Annotated in this window: 15 protein-coding genes; 7 read left to right on the top strand and 8 right to left on the bottom strand. The window is 61.6% G+C overall.

Features of this window, described 5'->3' with window-relative positions; translation table 11 throughout:
• Positions 1-14: 14 nt before the first annotated feature.
• A complete protein-coding gene (locus tag HS101_18855) occupies positions 15-542 on the bottom strand; it encodes an IS630 family transposase (GenBank protein MBE7508323.1) in 528 nt (175 codons plus the stop codon).
• Positions 543-562: 20 nt separating this feature from the next.
• Entirely contained in the window at positions 563-1,084 is a 522-nt protein-coding gene (locus HS101_18850; protein ID MBE7508322.1) for a helix-turn-helix domain-containing protein, read from the bottom strand.
• Between the two features lie 951 nt (positions 1,085-2,035).
• Between HS101_18850 and HS101_18845 the strand changes: the two genes are divergently transcribed.
• Entirely contained in the window at positions 2,036-2,677 is a 642-nt protein-coding gene (locus tag HS101_18845; protein ID MBE7508321.1) for a hypothetical protein, read from the top strand.
• A 28-nt stretch (positions 2,678-2,705) separates the two neighbouring features.
• On the opposite strand, the gene HS101_18840 is transcribed toward HS101_18845, so the two are convergent.
• Positions 2,706-3,992, bottom strand: coding sequence for an IS256 family transposase (locus HS101_18840; GenBank protein ID MBE7508320.1), 1,287 nt, complete (start codon positions 3,990-3,992; stop codon positions 2,706-2,708).
• A 176-nt stretch (positions 3,993-4,168) separates the two neighbouring features.
• On the opposite strand from HS101_18840, the gene HS101_18835 reads away from it, so the two are divergent.
• The 3 genes from HS101_18835 to amrB all read left to right on the top strand — a co-directional run bounded on the left by HS101_18835 (position 4,169) and on the right by amrB (position 10,377).
• Positions 4,169-5,524, top strand: a complete 1,356-nt coding sequence (locus HS101_18835) for a hypothetical protein (protein ID MBE7508319.1) — start codon at positions 4,169-4,171, stop codon at positions 5,522-5,524.
• Positions 5,525-6,754: 1,230 nt separating this feature from the next.
• Positions 6,755-9,337: a matrixin family metalloprotease gene (locus tag HS101_18830; protein MBE7508318.1), complete on the top strand. Its 2,583-nt coding sequence runs from the start codon at positions 6,755-6,757 to the stop codon at positions 9,335-9,337.
• Between the two features lie 152 nt (positions 9,338-9,489).
• On the top strand, positions 9,490-10,377 hold the full coding sequence (gene amrB / locus HS101_18825) for an AmmeMemoRadiSam system protein B (GenBank protein ID MBE7508317.1): 888 nt from the start codon (positions 9,490-9,492) through the stop codon (positions 10,375-10,377).
• Positions 10,378-10,415: 38 nt separating this feature from the next.
• Here the strand turns inward: amrB and HS101_18820 are convergent, their stop codons facing one another.
• The 3 genes from HS101_18820 to HS101_18810 form a co-directional block, all read right to left on the bottom strand.
• Positions 10,416-10,982: a TlyA family RNA methyltransferase gene (locus HS101_18820; protein MBE7508316.1), complete on the bottom strand. Its 567-nt coding sequence runs from the start codon at positions 10,980-10,982 to the stop codon at positions 10,416-10,418.
• A gap of 62 nt (positions 10,983-11,044) precedes the next feature.
• On the bottom strand, positions 11,045-11,320 hold the full coding sequence (gene rpsT / locus HS101_18815; GenBank protein MBE7508315.1) for a 30S ribosomal protein S20: 276 nt from the start codon (positions 11,318-11,320) through the stop codon (positions 11,045-11,047).
• Between the two features lie 46 nt (positions 11,321-11,366).
• Complete coding sequence (locus HS101_18810; protein MBE7508314.1) at positions 11,367-12,890, bottom strand: hypothetical protein; 1,524 nt, start codon at positions 12,888-12,890, stop codon at positions 11,367-11,369.
• A 124-nt stretch (positions 12,891-13,014) separates the two neighbouring features.
• Between HS101_18810 and def the strand changes: the two genes are divergently transcribed.
• Genes def through HS101_18795 form a run of 3 tightly spaced genes read left to right on the top strand, consistent with a single transcriptional unit; the run spans position 13,015 to position 15,963 of the window.
• Positions 13,015-13,548, top strand: coding sequence for a peptide deformylase (def, locus tag HS101_18805; protein MBE7508313.1), 534 nt, complete (start codon positions 13,015-13,017; stop codon positions 13,546-13,548).
• A 40-nt stretch (positions 13,549-13,588) separates the two neighbouring features.
• Positions 13,589-14,554 carry a methionyl-tRNA formyltransferase gene (locus HS101_18800; GenBank protein ID MBE7508312.1) on the top strand — a complete coding sequence of 322 codons (966 nt, stop codon included), beginning with the start codon at positions 13,589-13,591 and terminating at the stop codon, positions 14,552-14,554.
• Entirely contained in the window at positions 14,551-15,963 is a 1,413-nt protein-coding gene (locus tag HS101_18795; protein MBE7508311.1) for a hypothetical protein, read from the top strand. The genes HS101_18800 and HS101_18795 overlap by 4 nt, the downstream gene beginning before the upstream one ends.
• 9 nt (positions 15,964-15,972) lie before the next feature.
• Here the strand turns inward: HS101_18795 and HS101_18790 are convergent, their stop codons facing one another.
• Both HS101_18790 and HS101_18785 read right to left on the bottom strand, forming a co-directional pair.
• The gene (locus tag HS101_18790) at positions 15,973-16,719 is read right to left on the bottom strand and encodes a YebC/PmpR family DNA-binding transcriptional regulator (protein MBE7508310.1); all 747 of its coding nucleotides are present in this window, start codon (positions 16,717-16,719) and stop codon (positions 15,973-15,975) included.
• Positions 16,720-16,849: 130 nt separating this feature from the next.
• Complete coding sequence (locus tag HS101_18785; GenBank protein MBE7508309.1) at positions 16,850-20,320, bottom strand: tetratricopeptide repeat protein; 3,471 nt, start codon at positions 20,318-20,320, stop codon at positions 16,850-16,852.
• Positions 20,321-20,364: the final 44 nt, after the last annotated feature.

Genomic DNA, 20,364 nt, shown 5'->3' with positions numbered 1-20,364 from the left:
AAACGCAGAATCCTTTACGCTGCCTTTTTGTAAACTTCGTCATGATCGTACATGAATCCCATTTTGTCGCGGTGGCCATTGACACGGGCGATGCCGAGGCGGAACGCATCTACGAGATCATCGACGGTTGCAAACAGGATATTGGCGATGACCGTCCGTTTCAGATGTCCCCACAACCGTTCGATGAGATTGAGGCTCGGGCAGTACGGCGGCAGCCAGTAGATGGTGATCTGGTCGGCGTGGGCCGCCAGCCATTCGTAGACGGCCTGGGTATGGTGAAATCTTCCGTTGTCGCAGATCAGCCGAATCTTTCGGCCGGCATAGACCCTGACCAGCGCCGTCAGAAATATCAGGAAGTTCGTGCCGCTCTTGGTGTCGGCGATGGTGTGAACGATCCGGCCGGTGGCATAGTCCACCCCACCGTAGACAACTTTCTTTTCATTCTTGCCGGGCGCGGGCACCTCGGGCTGCTGGCCGATCGGGGCCCACATCCGAGTGAGGGTTGGATGGCGATGAATTTCGACCTCGTCTTGATAGATCACGGCCTCCGTGGCATCGTCCTTTACGGCGTTTTTTTTAGACGATTCAACTGCCGGCGGGCCTTTTCGTAGGCCACCTCGTTGCGCTTGCCCTTCAGGGTGTGCTTGGGACGACGAAAGGAGAAGCCCTGTTGCTTGAGAATCCGACGGAGCTGATCGTCGCTGTAGGGCACGCCCGTGGTCTTGACCATGTGTGCCGCCAGCCGACCCGACGACCAGACCGAGAAGCCGTATCCCAAGTCGAGGGGGTTGGTCTGCACGGCCTTCTTCAAGGCCTCCAGATAGCGCGGCGTGGCCCGCGTCTTGCGGCCAGGCGGCTTGATCGGTTGCAGGGCATCGATCCCGCCGATGCGGTAGAGCTTGCGAATCCGCTTGACCGTCTCGGGGCTGCAACCCAGCGTCCGGGCGATGGACGCGATGGTCGAGGCCGAATCCGACATCAAGATGATCAAACAGTTGCGAAACACATCCGCCGAGGACGCGCCGAATCGAAGACCATCCAAGGCTTCCCACTCTCCCGGAGTCAGTCTGATACCGCGTCCCATGCCAACCTCCCAGCGGCTCCGCCGCTAAGAAGTAAGTCGACAAAGGACAGGCAATTGGGTAAATCATTTTGCGTTTCTACTTAGCCACTTGCCGCAGACGATGCGCCCCATACCAGCCCGAAGCGCAAGCGAGGGTGAATTACTTGCAAACCACATAGTGCCGAACGGTTACATTGGGATTATCGCGCTTAACCGTAGGTATTGCGTTGGGCAAACGTCGGTGAGCGACGATTGTACGTTGGGGGCTTGGGATCGGCGTTCACATAACGGTATCTGCAATGTGACCGTTCCCATGTAATCGACGCTTTGCCCTCGATGACGTATGGGAGCTCAGAATTGTTCTCCGTTTGGCGCAATTCATCAATTTCGACCGAAATTGAGGGTTTAACTTGATAATAGAGGGCTGTCGAGTATTATTTGTAGTGTGAGATGTAAGGGTCGTTCGATTCGGTTACGACACTGGAGCCGCTCATCCATTTGCCATTAATTCTTTCTATATCTATTCTGACGATCGGTCCAAATGACCGATTGCTCCAAAGTCGCGGCCAACTCTCGAACTCCTAGACATCACGATATTGAGCTTAAAGATTGCTATTGTGCTTTTCTTGAAGCTCAGCCGTTTTGATTCTGATCATGAGCGCTCGGCGTGCGCGCCGTCCATTTGCGCTACATGACTGATTCGAAGCACCCAGTCGGGATGGTAAATGGGCCTTTGAGGAGGTGTTCATGTCGCGATCCGACGATAATCACCGATCACCGTACCCGAATTGTTACCTCAGTCCGGCGCACTGGTATGCTTTTTCACTTTCTATCGTGGCGGTCGTTTCGTCGCCGCCTGCCTTGGGCGCGTGCCCCATTGATTGGACTCCGGGGCGTGGATTCCCAGGAGTCCAAGGAACCGTCTACGCTATGACCAATTGGGACCCTGATGGACCCGGGCCGGAACCGGAAGTGGTCATCGTCGGCGGTGAAATCTCGGTCGCTGGCGGGGCCATGACCGACATGACTGCCGTGTGGGACGGAATGAAATGGCGGTCATTTGGCGAAGGTTGGTTCGGTTACACAAATCGATTGAAAGTGTGCGGTAATCGCTTGATGGCGGCCGGAGACTTCACGGACGCGGAGGGAGGGCGACATGGCTTCGTCGAGTGGAGTGGAACAAACTGGCAACCGATCGGGAACGCCCTGGGGTATGGGATGTCAGTCGTTGAATTCGAAGGCCGAATTCTCGCGGGTGGCTACGCCGTTACTGGCGATTTGACGACACCAGTTGCCGAACTAGTGAATGGGCAGTGGCAGCCGTTTGGACCTCCAATGGCCCCCAACAGCTATGTAATAGACTTTTTCATTCGTGGCGAAGAATTAATAATCATTGGGGAATTTGCAGCCGGCAGTGCACGAAACATCGCGCGCTGGTCTGGGAGCGACTGGGAGCCTTTATCGGATTTCGACGGGGACCCGCTCGGAACATACTTGTGCATTGCGGAATTCGATGGAGACCTCTTTTGCGGCGGAGCTTTTCCGCCCACCGGGGGCAATTCATCGCCAGGTATAGTCCGCTGGGACGGCAACTTGTGGCATGTCATGGAGTAATGGTCAAATTTCGTTGATGACGCGGTAATCAGGCGGCGTTTCTCTCGGCCTTTTCTCCATTGACGAACTTCACACCGGCGATGACATCGGGAAGCAGCGTCGCGCCATTGAGCAGCCGCCAGTGGTTCGCGGCGGACTCGCACAGCTTGAACACCATTGCCAGACACGCGATCCGACTGCCGTTGCCTTTGGTCCGGCGGTGACGCAGCCGCACCGTGGCGAACGTACTTTCGATCGGATTCGTCGTCCGCAGGTGCCGCCAGTGCTCGGCCGGGAAGTCGTAGAACGTCAGCAGCACCTCGCGATCCTTCACCAGGCACTCGGCCGCGCCGGGGTATTTGGCCGCGTAGTGGGCCACGAAGTGATCGAACGCCTGGTTCGCATTCTCCCGCGTCGGCGCCATCCAGATCTCGTGCAGCTTGGCCTTCGCGCCGGTCTGCACCCGCTTGGGCATCTTGTCCAACACGTTGGCCGTCTTGTGCACCCAGCAGCGCTGCGCCCGGGTCGTCGAATAGACCTTCGGCAGCGCCGCCCAGAAGCCCAGCGCTCCGTCCGCCGTGGCCAGCTTCGGGTCGATCGTCATGCCCCGTTGTTGGCAGTCCAGCAGCAGCGAATACCACGACTGCTCGCTCTCGCGATGGCCGTCGACCACCGCGATCAGCTCCTTGCGGCCGTCCGCCCTCGCGCCCATCAGCACCAGAATGCACTGCCGGTCTTCCTCCAGGCGGATGTTGAAGTGAATCCCATCCGCCCAGAGGTACACGTAGTGCTTGCCTTCCAGGGAGCGGCGATTCCATGACTGGTACTCGTCCTGCCAACTCGTCATCAAACGCGTGATCGTCGTGGCGCTGAGCCCCGCCGCCTGGGGACCGACCAGCGCCTGCAGGGCCTCGCTGAAGTCTCCGGTGCTGATGCCCTTGAGGTACAGCCAGGGGATCAACTCCTCGATGGCCTTCGTCTTCCGCAGGTACGGCGGCAAAATCGACGAACAGAACCGCTCCACGGCCTGGCCATTTGCATCCAACGCTTCGCCGGCCTCGCCGCGGCCGACGATCCGACGGTCCCACACCCGCGGCTGCGTCACCTCCACCGGCCCGACGCCGGTGACGAGGGTCCGGGTGGGATGATGGCCGTTCTTGACCACCTGCCGGCGGCCTTGCGGATCGCGCAGATCGGCGTGCCCTTCGATCCAGCCATCGACCTCCGCCTCGATCGCCTGGCCCAGGAGCCGTTGGGCCCCGTCCCGCAGAATCTCCGTCAAAACGTCTCGGCTGGGGACTGGAATCGTCTCGATCGACTCGTTACTCTCCTGCATCGGCGTACTCCTCTGCCCATCGTGGGCGGCTCGGAACCTCGAACAAGTCCCGAGAGTACGCCGCCTTTTTTTATCCCGCCACCATCAACGAAATTCGGTTATAGCTCAACTTCAGTCATGCGGGGACACGTCGTGTCAACGGTATCGTACGGTGGACTGGTGACGAATTTGCGCCGATGGAAACTGGTCTTTGGAACGAGTGTCTCTCAGGTATTACTACAAATGGATGCTTCATCCCGTCGGTTTCCGGAATTGTCGAATTCCAAGGCGATCTTATCGTCTCTGGCTCATTCGACAGGGCAGGCGACGTATCGGTTTCGAGGGTTGCCCGTTGGGACGGTGAGGGTTGGGCGGCGATGGGTGAAATGGGCCCGGGAGTTGCCACTGCGTTTCTCGAGTTTGACGGGAAACTCTTCGCGGGCGGAAACTTTCCGACTGGTGTCGGTAGTGAACGCTACGGTGTTCGCGTTTGGAATAATGGCGCATGGGACCCCGTAGACGTTGGGTTTACCAGTCGAAGGCCCTTTGTGAGCGCACTCTCCGTGTTCGATGGAAAGCTGATCGCAGGTGGCAGCGATCTCTTTACTGTGACCACATCCAATCAATGCGTCGCCGAATTGACTGTTGATGGGTGGATGCCAATCGGTACCGGCATTCAGGGAAACCCGGTTCGGGCACTAGCCGTGTATGATGGAAAGTTAGTTGCGGCCGGACAGGTATTCATTTCCGGGGAGTCCGGTCCAACTCCGGGCGTCATCGAATGGGATGGGATTTCGTGGCGGAGACTCGGCGGAGGCGTAACTCATCAGTTTTTCACCCAGGTCAATAGTCTTGCACTTTTCGACGGGAATCTTGTCGTTGCAGGCAGCTTCAGCGGCGCAGGGGGGGTAAGTGTTCAAAACATCGCCATGTGGAATGGGTCTTCCTGGCTGCCGATGAGTCATGGGCTCAATAGACTGACAAGCGCAATGACCACATTTCGAGGTGGTCTTGCGTGCGGATCCGGTTTTTTTGATTCGCTCTCAGGGCGAGTCTCTCACGGTTTTTCGTTATGGGAGTCCCAGGGGCCCAGGTTCACGAGTGAGCCGACTTCGAGTTGGGTGTGCCCAAGTGGAACAGCGGCATTTAGTGGGACGGCGGAAGCGACCGGTTCTGCCATTTATCAGTGGTTACGAAACGGCGTAGAACTCAAAGATGGCGGCAACATCTCCGGGGCGACCGGTCCGAAGTTAACGATTGCTGCGGCAGACCTTGCGGATGAGGGGGAATACTCGCTTCGCGTCTCCGACAATTGTGGGACGTCCAGCAGTGAGCCGGCTCTCCTAACTGTTCCGTGTTGTGGGGCACGGCCCAATGGCGACTTGAATCACGACGGGTCCACAAATGGCGCTGACATTCAGATCTTTATTGACAGTGTACTCTCGGGCGTTCGATTGGCCGGGTCCGTTTGCATAGCGGACTTCAATCATGATCGTCTGCTGGACGTGCAGGATGTAATTCCCTTTGCAGACGCGATGATGCAGGGGAACTAGGAAGTAATAGGGGAGATTCTACCGTTTCGATCTTAAGCATGCGTAAAGGGGAACTCTTTCCCTGACATGTAAGATCGAAAACTCGATCTCGAATCGTAAGATCACATGGAGGCGGAATCGGCCCCCAAGCTTCGTTTCGACCTCCAATGGTCTTCGTCCGTCCCTCCAGCCCCAAGCCCAGTGCCTTCAGCCTGCCCCACCTCCTCCAAGGCGCGCACAGTGAGCAAGTCTTATCAACTGGAGGCCATCCCACCCATGCAAAATCCACAACTCCACCGCCCCAAGCCCCAGCCATTAGGCCCCAAGCCTCAAGCCCCAGGCCTCCGGTCTCAGGTCTTCCAAATCTCGACGTTTCGACTTTTCGCCGTTTCCACCAAAAAACCACCCAAACCTCGCCCCGCCCCAACCCATGCCCGCCGCAAGAGTTGCAAGCGAAAAAAATCCCGTGTGTCACTATATGTCACCTTCGATTTCGCCAAACTTGCGCGCGATCGGCGCTTGTCTTCACCCTCGGCACCTCGGCCCCTCAATCCCTCGGCCCCTGTCTCTCGCCCATGCAGCGCAGCGAAGTGGGTGGGCGATGGCCCACCTGCCGCGCTGCCCAGTGTCGCTGCCCTTGCATCACCCGCGCTTCTCCGAGTCCTCCGCCCCTCAGGCCTCAAGCCTCAGGCCTCAGGCCTCAGGTCTTCTCCTCCAAAAACCACCCAAATCTCGCCCCACCCCACCCCAACCCATGCCCGTCAAAGCACTTGCCGGCGCTCCCCAAAACTTTTTTCGCCTATTGTCACCTTCGAATTGCTGCCGTTCATCCCTGGAATCTCAAGCCGGAGGAGCGAATGATCACCGCGAATTGGATTGATCTTGACGTTTTGAATTCTTGGCGTTTTGACGTTTCTTGCCCCCTCCGCATCACCCACAATTCCTCAGGTCCGCCCGCGAAGAATCCAAAAACCGGATCAATTCACCGCAAATCAGGGTATTCCCGGAAGAAACCGATCCCCATGTACGTATGGACACATTGACCCCGATGGGCCCGAAAAAGTAGAATGTACGTGGAGTAACCCGCCGAAAAACCACTGATCGAGGGTGGGAAAAAGCCTTCCGACCCAAGGCTGACGGGATCCAGTTTACAGCAGAGCAGGCGCGTCGCGGGATGCAGTCCTGTGCGCTGAATGTTTACCCGGCGACGGGTCGCCGGCGTTTCCCCGATTAGCCAAGGAGAAATCCCTGATGTCATTGCTTCGTATCTTGAGCGTCACGGCGATTGCGGTCGTTGGCGTTGCGGCTTCTTTATATACATTGGCGCCGGTCGCCCCATGTGAATCCACGGCGTGTGTCAGCGACTTGGCACCTGAGGAGGCCCCGGTCGCCGTCGCGTCGCAAGCGGTCGAGGCAGCGCCGGATCGCAATCAACTGATCGATCAGGACATCGTGGATCGCGCCGCGGCGCTGTCTGGTCCGACGGACGACGCGACGCTGATCATGGCGAGCAGGTTCAAGCGGATCGTCGACGGCAATCCTTACAAGGACACGTCGCCGCCGATTTTCTGCTTCGCGCCGGATACGTCGACCGAGGCGATGCAGCGCGTGTGGGAGCTTGTCCCAGAGTTGAATCCGCTCCTGCGATATCAATTCAGCGACAACAGCCGATGGGGCGGCGCAAGCCTTCAGGGCGATCCGATCACGCTGACGTGGAGCTTCGTACCGGACGGACTGTCCGTGGACGGCGGGACCAGCGAGCTGTTTGCAAATCTCGACGTGAAGTTCGGCAGCCGGGCGCTTTGGATCAGCCGGGTTCAGGATTGTTTTGACCGGTGGGCCGCGTTGACGGGGACGAGCTATGTACGGGTGACGGCGCCGGGCGTGGATTGGGACGACGGCGCGCCGTGGTTCAGCCCGGGCGGCGCGAATCGCGGCGATGTGCGCATCTCGATGATCCCGATCGACGGCGGTTCGAACGTGCTGGCGTACAACTATTTCCCGGAAGTCGGCGACATGGTGCTCGATGCGGCCGAGGGATGGGCGACGTTTTCGGCGAACAATCATCGGTTCTTCCGCAATACGCTGATGCACGAGCACGGGCACGGGCTGGGGTTCAATCACGTGTGCCCGATCTCAAACAAGTGGTTGATGGAGCCGTTTCTGAATACGGGGTTTGACGGCGTGCAGCACGACGACCTTCGCGCGGGAAATCGGGCCTATGGCGACGCGAACGAGTTCAACAACAGTTCGGCGACGGCGACCAACGTCGGGACGGTTGTATTCGGCTCGCCGATTACGATCGGGGCCGTACCGGCGCCGGCGGTCACCAATGGCAGTTTGCTGAGCATCGATGCCGACCTGGACGAGGACTGGTATCGGTTCACGGTGATCGCCGAGAGCACGGCGAGCGTGACGGTGAACCCGGTCGGGTTGATTTACGACAGCAGTTCGCAGGCGTGCTCGAAAAACCTGGGGAGCTGCTGCTTCGGGAATATCGTGGACAGTCGATTGGCCGCGAATCTGAATGTGGAGATTTACGACAGCAACGGGACGACGCAGCTCGGTTCGGCGGCGATGTCGGACGTGGGCGAGTCGGAGACCCTCAGCGACGTCGTGCTTCCGAATAGTCCGGGCAGCTATTATGTGCGCGTGACCAAGCAGGACGCGGGCGACACGCCGCAGATGTACACCATCGATTTGTCGGTGGTGACGGTCGGCGCGGACGTCAGTACGCCGCAGCCGAACCCGATCGGCTTCGAGATCGCGCCGATGCCCACGGACACGACATCGATCACGATGCGGGCGAACGAGGCGACGGACGCGACGCATCCGATCTATTACCAGTTTGACTTCACCAGCGGCGGGAGCGGCGGTGGGCCGGACAGTCTGTTTCAGGAGTCGCGGGATTTCACGGACATCGGTCTGCTTCCGAATCGCAATTACAACTATCGCGTGCGGACGCGGGACAGCGCGCCGTTCCCCGGCCCGAATACCGGTACGTACAGTTCCGAGGTGACGGCCACGACTCACATTGAGACGCCGGCGGGGGTGAGTTTCGGGGCAGTCACGTCGACCACGGTGGACATGATGCTGGTTCCGCCGCTGCCGAGCTTCTTTACCGTTGACTTGTCGGGCATATTCTTCGATTGCGAGGACGACGGAGGCGACACCGGGCTCAATGAATGGGTCAAGGTGACGACGGACACGGCCACGAATTTGACACCGAACACGGTGTATGCGTTCCGGGCGCGGGCGCGAAACCGGCTGGCGGTCGAGACGCTCGGGTTTTCCCCGTCGAATAGCGTGACGACGCTGGCGGCGGTTCCGGCGGCGCCTGCGCTGGCCAATCCGTCGAGCGTATCGATGAAGATCAATCCGGACGGTGGAGCCAATCCGGGTTACACCGAGCTTTCGATTCGATGCGTGGCGACTTCTCCGTTCGACGCCAATTGGGACGGTCAATTCGTCGATGCGGCGGGCATGCCGACGGCGGCCGCGGTGTGGCAGGCTGACACGACCTGGGGCAACAAGGCGGCACTGGGGATGCAGTCGAACACGCAATATACCTTCGTCGTGCGGGCGAGAAACCTGAACAATGTGGAGACGACTGACGGGCCTTCGTCCGTTTTGACGACGCAGGCGCCGGATTTCTGCGATCTGCTCGGCGACATCGACGACAGCGGGGTGCTCGACGGCAACGACATCGCGGGCTACCTGCGGGTGAAGTTCGGGATGCCGGACGGCGGCGACCAGGTGAACTGTGCCGATTACGGTAACGGTGACCTCCTGCTGGATACCGAGGACTTTGCCGAGGACCTGGTCGACGGTTGAGTCGCAGGGCTCGACGTTTTCTTCATTCATGATCAGTTACACGCGGCGTGGCCTGTCGGTCACGCCGCGGTTGTTTTTACGACCTGGCCGGGCCATCGACTATAATCCGGCGCATCTTGCCCCCTTGAGCATCTACGGGAGCCGAAACGACCATGATGATTCGAGAGCCTGCTGTGGCCGGCATGTTTTACCCGCGCGATGCGAAGCAGTGCCGGGCGGACATTGAGTCGTGTGTGCGCGTCAGCGAGGAGCGCGGGGCAGAGGGGCGGGTCGAGGCCGATCAGATTTTCGGCGGGATTGTTCCGCACGCCGGTTGGATCTGCAGCGGGGCGGTGGCGGCCGGGGTCATTCGAGAGATTGCCGCGAAGAAGCCGCCGGACGTCGTGGTGGTCTTCGGAGCGATTCACGTTCCCAATGTGACGCGGGCGGCGGTGTTTCCTTCGGGGGCGTGGGAGACGCCGATGGGGCTGGCGCAGATCGAGGCGCGGCTGGCCGATCGGATGTGCGGCCAGTGCGGCATCCTGGAGGCGTCGGCTCATGCGCACGATCGAGAGCACAGCATCGAGGTGGAGGTGCCGTTCCTTCAGCACCTGCTGCCGGGCGTTCCCTTCGTGCCGATCATGACGCCGGCGGATGAGAAGGCGGCGGAACTCGGCGCGGCGATGGGGCGGGTGTGCAAGCACTTCGGCGTTGACGCGTGCTTTCTGGGATCGACGGACCTGACGCACTACGGGCCGAGCTATCGGTTCACGCCGCAGGGGGTCGGGCCTGAGGGATTGGAATGGGCCAAGCGGGTGAACGATAACCGGATGATTCAGCTCATGCTGGCGATGTGCGAGAAGGACGCGGTGAGCGAGGCGGCGACGAATCGGAGCGCGTGCGGCGGCGGGGCGATCGCGGCGACGATCGCGGCTTGCAAGGCGATGGGTTCGCAGAGGGGCACGCTGCTGGAGCATACGACGAGCGAGGAAGTTCTTTTGGCGGCGGGGTATGAGCCGATGCAGGATTCGGTGGGGTATGCGGGGATTTTGTTTGAGTGAGCCGATGGATGGGGCGGCGGAGACTTTGGGGCGTTGGATTAGAGGGGGCGCAGGTGCCAGAGTCGTTCGCGGTTGCCGCCGTGGCCTTGGAGGGGGCTTTCGGTTTCGGCGATGAGTTGGAGCTTCATTGATTGAAGGGCCGCGCGGATGGGGGCGATCGTCTTTTCCATGAGTTGTTCGGGCAGGACGCCGTCGGCGAGGTCGGTTGGGTCGGCTTCGTAGTGCGGCTTGATCAGGGAGATGATCTGGCCGCCGGGGGCGAGGAGCGATCGGGCGACGGGGAGAATGAGCGACTGCCGCGTCCAGCCGGTGTCGATGGTGATGAGATTGACCGGCTCGGGAAGATGCACACGCAGGGCGTCGGTCCGTTCCATGACGACGACGCGGGGATCGCGGCGGACGCGGAAATCGAGGACGCCGTAGCCGCGCTCGACGGCGTAGACCTTTGCCGCGCCGGCGCGGAGTAGGCAATCGGTGAAGCCGCCGGCATTGGCGCCGAGGTCGGCGCAGGTCCAACCGGTGGGGTCCACGCGAAAAGATGACAGGGCATGAGCGAGCTTCTGCCCCGCGCGGGAGGCGAAGTTGTCGTCAGGCGGCGTCGACATATGCGTTGGTAATGATTCGCCGGGCACGGTCTTTCAGACAGTGCCACGGGTCCGCCACTGTGTCAGGCCTTGGCGGACTTGAGGGCGTTGAGGCGCTTGGCCATTCGGCTCTTTCGCCGCGCTGCGGTATTGGGATGCAGGGCGTGGCGGAGTGAATTGCGATCGAGAATGCTGGATGCCTCGCGCAGGGTCTTTTCGGCCGTGGCGGGATCCTTGGCGGTTACGGCGTCCTTGAACGCGCGGATGGCATTCTTGACGAGCGTCTTTCGGACCTTGTTCTTGGCGGCGCGCTTTTCGTTTTGCCGCATGCGCTTCATCGATGATAGTGAACGAGCCAACGCTAACTCCTGCTAGTGTGCGACTTTATTCCGGAACCGCGAAACTCTACCCGGCGACGAGCTTCTGGAGCCGCTGGCGGGCATCGCGGTAATTATAATCGATCTGGATCAGATGGCCATAGACCTTTCTGGCCTCGTCAAAACGCTGCAATTGCTCTAAGCCGCGGCCGAGCCAGTAGTTAAGCTCGGTGGCCAGTTTGCCGGTCTCGACGTCGATCCCCTCGATGGCGGTGCTGAGGGTTGAGACGGCCTGCTCCATGAAGTTTTTCTCGAAGAAGCAGCGACCGAGGTAGAGACGGCTCTCATGCTTCGAGCGACCGTCCATCTGGGAGAGCTGGAAGAGCGGAATGGCCTCGTCGAACCGGTTGGCCTTGAAGAGGCGAACGCCCAACTGGAACTTGTGTTTCATGTCGGTGGGATAGGTCGCTACGCGCTCGGTGAAGATGGCGATTTCGACGTCGTTCTGTTTGGCGGCGAAAGCCAGGGCCTGTTCCTGGGCCTGCTTGTTGGCCGGATCGGCGGCGGCGGCCTCCTTGAGCGCGCGGAGGCGACGATTGCTCATGCGGATGCGAACGTCGTCGGCGCGGGCCTTGAAGATGTAGTTCTTACTCGACTTGTATTCTTCGTCGAGGAGATTGATCGCCTCCCCGTCCGACTGAGGGTCGTCGAGGCGCGTCATGAGGTCGATGACGGCGAGCAGCTTGTTGGGAACTTCGCGATTGGCCTGCCACTCGGCATGGGCCTTGGCAATCATGGCGCGAAGTCGCTCTTCGGGTCGCACGCCGGCGTCACGATCGCGGATGTCCTGCTGAGCCTCGCCGTCGAGGAGAGAATCCACGAAGGTGCCTTCCCTGGTGAATCGACCTTTGGTGATGGTGAGCTTGCCGCTGGCGTTGCTTCTGACCTTGGGGGCCTCCATGGAATCGGGATAGTGGCGGTTCCAGATCTGGGTGACATCAATGAGCCGGCTGAGGATGTCCATCTGGATTTGTGCATCGCCGCCCTGAATGGCGAGTTCGGCGGCGGCGTCCATGGCCTGGCAGGCTGTGGAATAATTCGTCGCCGGCAGCTTTTTACCGGTGTCGTAGGCCTGGACGAGAATCCGCACGATCCACCATACGACGAGATAGCGCCGCGCCTGGGTGGCGAGCCAGAGGATGTTCTCCATGTGGGTGATGGAGGAGGGATCGAGACCGAAAAGGTGCAGGGCGTTGCCGAGATTTTTCAGGGGGTTCTTGTCGTTGACGGGGAGCTTGCGGGCCGCCAGGAAGCCGGCGGGCTTTCCGCCGTCGAGCTTGCGGGCCATCGCCGCGGCCCAGAGGGGCTTGAGGCCTTCTTCGACGGCTTCGGGCCAGATGGCCAGTCCGTCGGTGTAGAGCTTGACGGCGTAGTCGTAGTTGCGGGTTTCGCCGGCCTTTTTCGCGTGCTCGAAGAATTTGCGGGCCTTGGCTTTCTCTTCTTCGCTGGCGGTGGAAATGTTCGACAGGGGGACGACCGATCCAGGTGTTTGTTTGGCGTTGCCCTCGGTCATGCTGGTGATTACTCGGTCAACATCAATTGGAGAAGCCACGTTGCAGGCATTCATGCGACCGAGCGTCATCGCGGCGGCCCACGGTGCCACGCTTCCCGGACGGCGTCGGATCGCTACAATTGATTATACACGGGGACCGTAACTTGAGTGAGTACCCGATTTGATGGCGAGGTCGGCGGCCGACTTGAAGATTATCAACTATCCAGACCCCCGGCTGCGCAAGGCGTGCAAGCGGGTGGAGGAGTTCGGCCCCAGTCTGGCGGAACTGGCCGAGAATATGCTGGGCCTGATGCGCGAGGCGCAGGGTGTCGGTCTGGCCGCCCCTCAGGTGGGGATGCTGCAACGGGTGTTTGTGTGCAACGTGACCGGCGAGGCGAAGGACGACATGGTGCTGGTCAATCCGGAGCTTTTCGATCTGGAGGGGGACATCGAGGGGGAAGAGGGCTGCCTTTCGATACCGGACGTGACGGTGACTATTCATCGCGCGGATTCGTGCGTGCTGCGCGGGCAGAATCTCAAGGGCAAACCGGTCGAGCTCCGTGCCGAGGGTCTTTTGGCGCGGTGCTTTCAACACGAATGCGACCATCTCGACGGCCGGCTGATTATTGACGCCATGTCGGAGGCCGACCGGATCGCGAACCGCAAGGTGCTCCGGGAGCTGGAGCGAATGCACAGCCGCAAGGCCGGGGCATCGTGACAAATCCGCCGGCGATCATCGGTGTAGGGAGGGAGCCCTGATGCGCATTCTGTTTCTTGGCTCCGGCGAATTCGCAATTCCGACGCTGCGCTCGATTTCGCATGAGGGGCACGAGATCGTCATGGTGGTGAGCCAGCCGGACAAGCCGCGCGGCCGCGGGAGAGATTTTTCGCCGACGCCGCTGAAGGAGGAGGCGCTGCGACTGGGGTTGCCGGTGGTGACGCCGGTGGACGTGAACGCGCCGGAGTCGGTGGCGCAGCTCAAATCGCTGGGGGCGGACCTGGCCTATGTGGCGGCGTTTGGGCAGAAGATCGGGGCGGAATTGCTCGACAGTTTTCCAGTCGGGATTATCAATCTGCACGCATCGCTTCTGCCGGCGCTGCGCGGGGCGGCGCCGATTCAGCGGGCGGTGATGAACGGTCTGGACGAGACGGGGGTGACGATCTTTCGGCTGGTGGAGCGCATGGATGCGGGGCCGATTCTGGTGCAGCGGCGCACGGCGATCGGTCCGGACGAGACGGCGGATGAGCTGCACGAGCGGCTCTCGCGGATCGGCTGTGATGCCGTTCGTGCGGCACTAGCCGAACTGGAGAGAAATCCGGCGATGCCCGGCGAGGCGCAGGACGCGGCGAAGGTGACTTATGCCGCCAAGCTGACAAAGGCGGAGGGGGCGATTCGGTTCGATCTGCCGGCCGGGCGTCTGGCGAACCAGATTTGCGGATTGTGGTCGTGGCCCGGGGCGATGTGCCGATACCGGTCGGCGGATGGTAAGCGCGATGAGCAGGTGACAATCGCGCGGGCGCGGGCGTACATGATCCGCACCCGGGCAGCCGCCTCGCCGGAAGAGTGCGGGCGGATCAATGACATGATGCGCGTACAGGCGGCTGATGGGGATTTGGAGATCAGCGAGATCAAGCCGTCGGGCGGGCGGCTGATGAGCTGGCAGGACTTCGTGAATGGGCGACACGTCAAAGAGGGCGATCAGTTTTCGCCGATCGCGCCATGAGTCAGCGACTGAACATATCTTTGTCCGGGGGGAACGCGAAGGCGGACGCGCGGGAGCGGGCTTTTCGCGCGCTGGTGGCTTGCTACGACGGAGGCCGCAAGGGGCTCGACGTGCTTTATGCGATGGGCCATGAGGAAGCGCTGTCGAGCGCCGATGCGGGGCTTGCGGCGGAGATCGTGACAGGCGTGCTTCGGCATCGACTGACGCTGGAGCATATTTCGGCGTACTACTTTCGCGGGCGATGGGGCGGGGTGAGGCCGTCGATTCGCACGGTTCTTTCGATGGGCATTTATCAGCTTTGCTGGCTGGATCGGATTCCTTCGCATGCGGCGGTCGATCAGTCGGTGCGGCTTGCCAAGCGATACGGCGTCGGTGCGGCGTCGATGGCGAATGCGGTGCTGAGAAAGGTGGCGGAGTGTCGCGGTGATGTCATCGATCGGCCGGAGGACGTCAACCCGCGGCGATGGCTCGAGCTGGAGCCGGGCCGGGGACGGCTGCTGAAAGAGGATGTCTTTCCCGATCCGGCGAAACGGCCGCTGGAGTATATTGTCGCGGCGACGAGTCATCCGGCGTTTCTGGTGGAGCGCTGGCACCGGCGATTTAAGCCGAAGCTGTGTCATCAGATCTGCGAGGCGGGGCAGGGGCGTGCGGCGCTGGTCTTGCGGGCGAATCGGCTGCGGGTGAGTGAGGACGAGCTGTTTGAGAAGTTGAGCGAGGCCGGGCACGCGTGCGAGCGGTCGGAAGGCTCGCCGGGCATCATCGTGCACGGGTCGCCGTCGGTGGTGGCGCTACCGGGGTTTGAAGAGGGACTGTTTCAGCCGCAGGACGGCACGGCGCAGGGGGTTCTGCTGATGAGCCCTCCGGCGGAGGGGGAGTTTGTCGTTGACTTGTGCGCGGGGCTGGGCACGAAGGCGACGCAGGCGGCGGAGTTGATGGGCAATCGCGGCGATGTGCTGGCGTGCGACATCGACGGCGAGAAGCTGGGGCGCATCGGGGACAACGCGGCGCGGCTGGGGATCACGATCATTCGCACGTGCACGCTCGACGGGCTCGACGCCGAACTGAAGTCGATTGGACGAGCCGTTGATATGGTGCTGGTGGATGCGCCGTGTACGAATACCGGCGTGCTGGGGCGGCGGCCAGAGGCGAGATACCGCGCGACGCACGCGATGCTGGCGGAGATGGTGACGATCCAGCGCGACATACTCGGGCGCGCGGTTGAGATCGTGGGGGAGAACGGGCGCATCATCTATTCGACCTGCTCGATTGAGCAGGAAGAGAACGAGGAGCAGACGGCGTGGTTCTGTCAGGCGAACGAGGGATGGACGGTCGAGCGGCAGGAACTCGTGCTGCCGAGGGCGAGCCGGGGCGGCGGGGGGTTCGCGGCGGTTTTACGTAAGCAATCGTGATCGGTGGGGTCACTGCAACTGGGCCATGACCTCGTCGGGCATGTCGAAATTCGAATAAACATTCTGGACGTCATCGTGATCTTCGAAGGCTTCGATGAGTCTTAAAACCTTTGCGCCGGTTTCGGCGTCGACGGGGATGGTCGATTGCGGCCGCATGGTGATCTCGGCGGAGTCGGTGGCGATCTGTTTGTCTTCCAGCGCCTTGCGGACGGCCTCAAAGGCGGGCACCTCGCAGAGCACTTCAAAGGCATCATCGTCGCGCGAGACGTCATCGGCGCCGGCCTCGAGGGCGACTTCCATCAGGGCGTCTTCGGAGATGGAATCGGCCTTGATGCGAAAGACGCCGAGGGTTTTGAAGTTCCAACTGACGCAGTTCGTTGCGCCCATGTTGCCGCCGCCGCGCTCGAAGAGCTTTTTGATCTCGGGCGCGGTGCGATGGGGGTTATCGGTGAGGGCGTCCACGATGAATGCGACGCCGCCTGGGCCGTAGCCTTCGTATTGGGCGGGCTGGTAGTCGGTAGCGCCGAGTTCGCCGGTGCCCTTTTTGATGGCCTTTTCGATGGTGTCGGAGGGCATGTTGGCGGCTTTGGACTTGTCGATGGCGTAGCGGAGGGTCAGGTTCATGTTGGGATCGCCGCCGCCGGTTTTCGCGGCGACGATGATGTTTCTGGCGAGCTTGCTCCAGAGCTTACCGCGCTTGCTGTCGACGGCTGCTTTGCGGTGCTTGATGTTCGACCACTTGCTATGACCCGCCATGACGACACCTCACGAATATCAAAAAAGTGGAGCCGGGGTTCCGAGGGACGGCACCGAATTCTTAGCGAGCGATTATATCGCGCCGGGGCGAATCGTCCGAGACGTCTGCCGCGCGGGCGGATCAGCGGGACTATTCATCCGATTTTTCGTCGGCGGCGGGCTGAGTCGAGGGCTCGGGCTGCGCCAGCGGGGCGACCTGCGGCGTCTGCCCCTCATTGAGGGCGGCGAGCTTGAGCTGCACGCGCTCGCGCAGGGCCTCGTCGTCGGGTGAGGGGAAGATGTTTTGTTCCGGGCCGCTGATCTCGAGGGACTTGTTCCAGTTCTCCCGGGCCTCGTCGGTGTTGCCGAGTCGGTAGAGGGCGTCGGCGAGGTGGTCGTGAAGAATGGCATCCTCATTTGAGGCGAGGAGAATCGCGCGGCGCAGGTACTTCACGGATTCCGCGAATTTGCCCTGCTTGTAGAAGACCCAGCCCAGGCTGTCGAGGTAAGCGCCGTTGAGCGGCTCCTCGCCGAGGGCGTATCGGATCATCTTTTCGGCGCGATCGAGATTGACGCCCTGGTCGGCCCAGGTGTAGCCGAGATCGTTGTTGATGCCGGGGTCGGTTGGCGTGAGGGCGAGGATTTCCTCGAGCTGCTGATTGGCCTGGCTGGGCCTTTCGGTGAGTTGATAGACGCGGGAGAGAATCTGCCGCATGTCGATGACGACGCGGGGATCGTATCCATCGCTAACGGCGCGCTCGTTGAGCTGCCTGTTGAGCAGGTTCATCGCCTCCTTTTCGGCCTCCTGATAGCGCTGGGCCTCGATCAACGTCTGAAGCAGTTGCAGGTCTTCGCGGGAGCCGTCCGGTCCGGCGGCCATTCGGCGATAGAGCTCAGCGGCCTCCTCGAAACGGCGGGCCAGGCGGTAACTGCGGCCCAGCAGCGGGCCATAGACGCCTTCCATACGGGGAAGCTCCATGCCGGTCTGGGCGACTTCGATAGCGCTGTCCCAATCGCGAACCTGCCAGAAGAGGCGGATCAGCAGGTCATTGAGGTCGTAGTCTTCGGGGTCGGCCGCGAGCCAGGTGAGGACGCGCTGCTGGGCTTCGACGTGCCTTCCGGCGGCGCTGAGCTGACCGACGTACATGCGGCGTAGTTCGCTGCTGGTCGGATCGTCGGAGAGCCAATCGCCGGCCTGCTTGACGGCCTCATCGTTGCGTTCGGCGCCTCTGAGTGCGGAGAGCAGCAGGACACGGCGGTTGATGTCCCTGGGCGCCGCGTCGTACCACTGCTGGGCGGTCTCGACGCACTCGTCAAACCGGCGGGCGAGCTTCAAGACGGCGACGAGTTGGGTGATGACCGGGGCCTTGAGTTCGTCGGTATCGGCTCGCTGGAGCTGGGCGGTGAACTGGTCGGCCGCGGTCGTCAGATCGCCCTGGGCGAGGGCCAGCCTCGCAAGTCTTTGGCTGTATGTGTTGTCATGCGGGCGAAGCGTGAGGAGGGTGGTCAGTGTCTCGGCGGCGGCATCGTATTCGAGGAGCTTGGAATCATAATCGGCCTTGCGCTCCAGGCTGCCGATGTCGAACGGGTCGGTGGCAACGGCGGCGTCGATTTCCCGCCTGGCCTCGGGCAGATCGCCGGTGGCTTCATAGGTCATGGCGAGTGCCAGATGGGTGGCCGATTCGTTGGGGTAGTCGGCGATGATCTTCTTCAGGGCGGCGCGATATTCTTCGAGGCGCTGCTTGCCCGATGGGGCCTTGCTTTCCGCCAGATTCATCAGGGCGCGGCAGCGCTCGACGGGTGCGCCCGTCAGGCCGAGCCTCTTAAAGTCGGCGAAGTACTCTTTGGCGCGTTTGCCCTTGCGGGTGTTGAGCAGGATGCGGATCAACTGCTCGCGGGCCGGGAGGAAGCGGGGGTCAACATCGTCGAGGATGCGACGGTAGAGATTCTCGGCGCGGGGGAATTCGCCGGCGCGCTCGTGCATCTCGGCGAGCTTGAACAACGGGTTGGGGTCGTCGCGATCGAGACGGAATGCCTCAAGAAACGCAGTCTCGGCCTTTTGCGGCTCGCCGAGGGCGACGTATGCCTGTCCGACGACGCTCTGCAATGCGGCCGATGAGATGTCCCGATCGATCGCCGCCTCCGCCTTTTCGAGGGCCTGTTGCCAGTCATGCCTTTGCAGGGCGATTTGCGCGTCGAGGACGACGGCCGGGACGAAGTCAGGATGCTGTGTGACGATCGGGTCGCATGCCTGTTGAGCCTCGTCGGTGCGGTCCGACGCGAAGAGGAACGCCGCAACGAGGAAGGCCGATGATGCATCGTCGGGCTTGGCTGCGGCGCTGCGCTTCGCGGCATCGACCAGGCGCGGCAACATGCCGGATGACCGGGCTTCGCTGATGAATTCACGGACGAGGCGATCGGCCGCGTCTTCCCCATTTAAGATTTGATGGAGGACCTCAATGGCCCGATCGGGCTCGCCGAGCTTCAGTCGCAGCCGCGCGAGCAGGATCCATGCCTCGGATTGTGACGGATCCGCCTCGACGACGTCGCTGAGGACTTTTGCTGCTTGACTCGATTGCTGCTCGTCGGTGAGCATTCTGGCGATGGCGAGCTTGGCGGAAACCCGGCTGGAGCGCCTGGCCATCGAAACGAGACGATCGACGAATTGCGACGACCGATCGGTCAGCTTGCAGACTTGCTTGAGCAGGTCGATCGCCTCATCGGTGTTGTCGTCCTGTGCGGCGAAGTCATCCACCATGCGAAGCGCTTCGTCGGCGTCGCCGGCCCGGGCGAGTTCCAGGATGAGGGCCTTTTGAAGGGTCTTATCGTCGGGACTGGCATCGACCGCCTTTCGGTACGCCTCGACAGCTCGATCGTGACGACCCAGCTCCGACTCAATCTCACCGAGCAGGGCGGGCGCCTTTGTGCGATAAAGGATCACGACCTCATGCAGTTCCCGGCGCTGATCCATTTCCGGCGTCGGGTCTTGGATGGCCGACTGAAACGCCCTAAGTTGGTCGGACGCAGCGGCGAGGTATCCTTCCTCTCGCAGGGCAAGGGCCAGTGAGAGATGGGCCAGGACGCGCTCACTGCGCTGCGGCTGGTCGGGGGAACCGGCGAGCAGCGCCAATCGCAAGAGCGCGATAGCGTCGGTGGTGCGGTTCTGCTGAAGCGCGATTTCGCCGAGCAGTTGATAAACCGCCGGATCGCGCGGGCGGGCGCGGACGACCTCCTCGAGGTGATTGCGCGCCAGCGCCAGATCGCCCTGCTGAATCGCCGTGCGGGCGAGCATGATGCGGGCGTCGTGCAGGTCGGGCTTTATTTGCAGGGCTTTCTCGATGGCGGCGGCGGCGTCTGCCCAGAGCCCCTCATCGAATCGGCGGCGACCGGTCTCCAGATAGCGCAGGGCCTGAGGCTTTGGCTCGGGCGACGGCTGCACAGATTCTTCGGGGAGTGTGGGGATGGGGGTGATCTTCTCCAAGGGCAGGAATGCCTTGGCGCTTTCCGGCGCGGCGGCGGAATCCGTGGCGTCGGTTTGTGGTTTTGTGCAGTGGGAGAGACTCAGGAGTGCGACCGAGGCGAGGCTCAGAAGAAGCGGTTTAAGATTCAAGCCGGTCAACATGGCGAGATCCATCTCCTGTCTGGGACGGCTGCGAATGCAATCTA

It is taken from the genome of Planctomycetia bacterium (assembly GCA_015075745.1).
Classification (GTDB): Bacteria; Planctomycetota; Phycisphaerae; order UBA1845; family UTPLA1; genus UTPLA1.
Note: the sequence above shows the minus strand (reverse complement) of the source record. Positions and strands in the feature narration are given on the sequence as shown.

What these genes read in the sequence shown, in the direction of transcription:
- HS101_18850 (MBE7508322.1), bottom strand. Translation starts at nt 1,084, where the DNA reads ATGGGACGCGGTATCAGACTGACTCCGGGAGAGTGGGAAGCCTTGGAT.
- HS101_18840 (MBE7508320.1), bottom strand. Translation starts at nt 3,992, where the DNA reads ATGCAGGAGAGTAACGAGTCGATCGAGACGATTCCAGTCCCCAGCCGA.
- HS101_18835 (MBE7508319.1), top strand. Translation starts at nt 4,169, where the DNA reads ATGGAAACTGGTCTTTGGAACGAGTGTCTCTCAGGTATTACTACAAAT.
- HS101_18830 (MBE7508318.1), top strand. Translation starts at nt 6,755, where the DNA reads ATGTCATTGCTTCGTATCTTGAGCGTCACGGCGATTGCGGTCGTTGGC.
- amrB (MBE7508317.1), top strand. Translation starts at nt 9,490, where the DNA reads ATGATGATTCGAGAGCCTGCTGTGGCCGGCATGTTTTACCCGCGCGAT.
- HS101_18820 (MBE7508316.1), bottom strand. Translation starts at nt 10,982, where the DNA reads ATGTCGACGCCGCCTGACGACAACTTCGCCTCCCGCGCGGGGCAGAAG.
- def (MBE7508313.1), top strand. Translation starts at nt 13,015, where the DNA reads ATGGCGAGGTCGGCGGCCGACTTGAAGATTATCAACTATCCAGACCCC.
- HS101_18800 (MBE7508312.1), top strand. Translation starts at nt 13,589, where the DNA reads ATGCGCATTCTGTTTCTTGGCTCCGGCGAATTCGCAATTCCGACGCTG.
- HS101_18795 (MBE7508311.1), top strand. Translation starts at nt 14,551, where the DNA reads ATGAGTCAGCGACTGAACATATCTTTGTCCGGGGGGAACGCGAAGGCG.
- HS101_18790 (MBE7508310.1), bottom strand. Translation starts at nt 16,719, where the DNA reads ATGGCGGGTCATAGCAAGTGGTCGAACATCAAGCACCGCAAAGCAGCC.
- HS101_18785 (MBE7508309.1), bottom strand. Translation starts at nt 20,320, where the DNA reads ATGTTGACCGGCTTGAATCTTAAACCGCTTCTTCTGAGCCTCGCCTCG.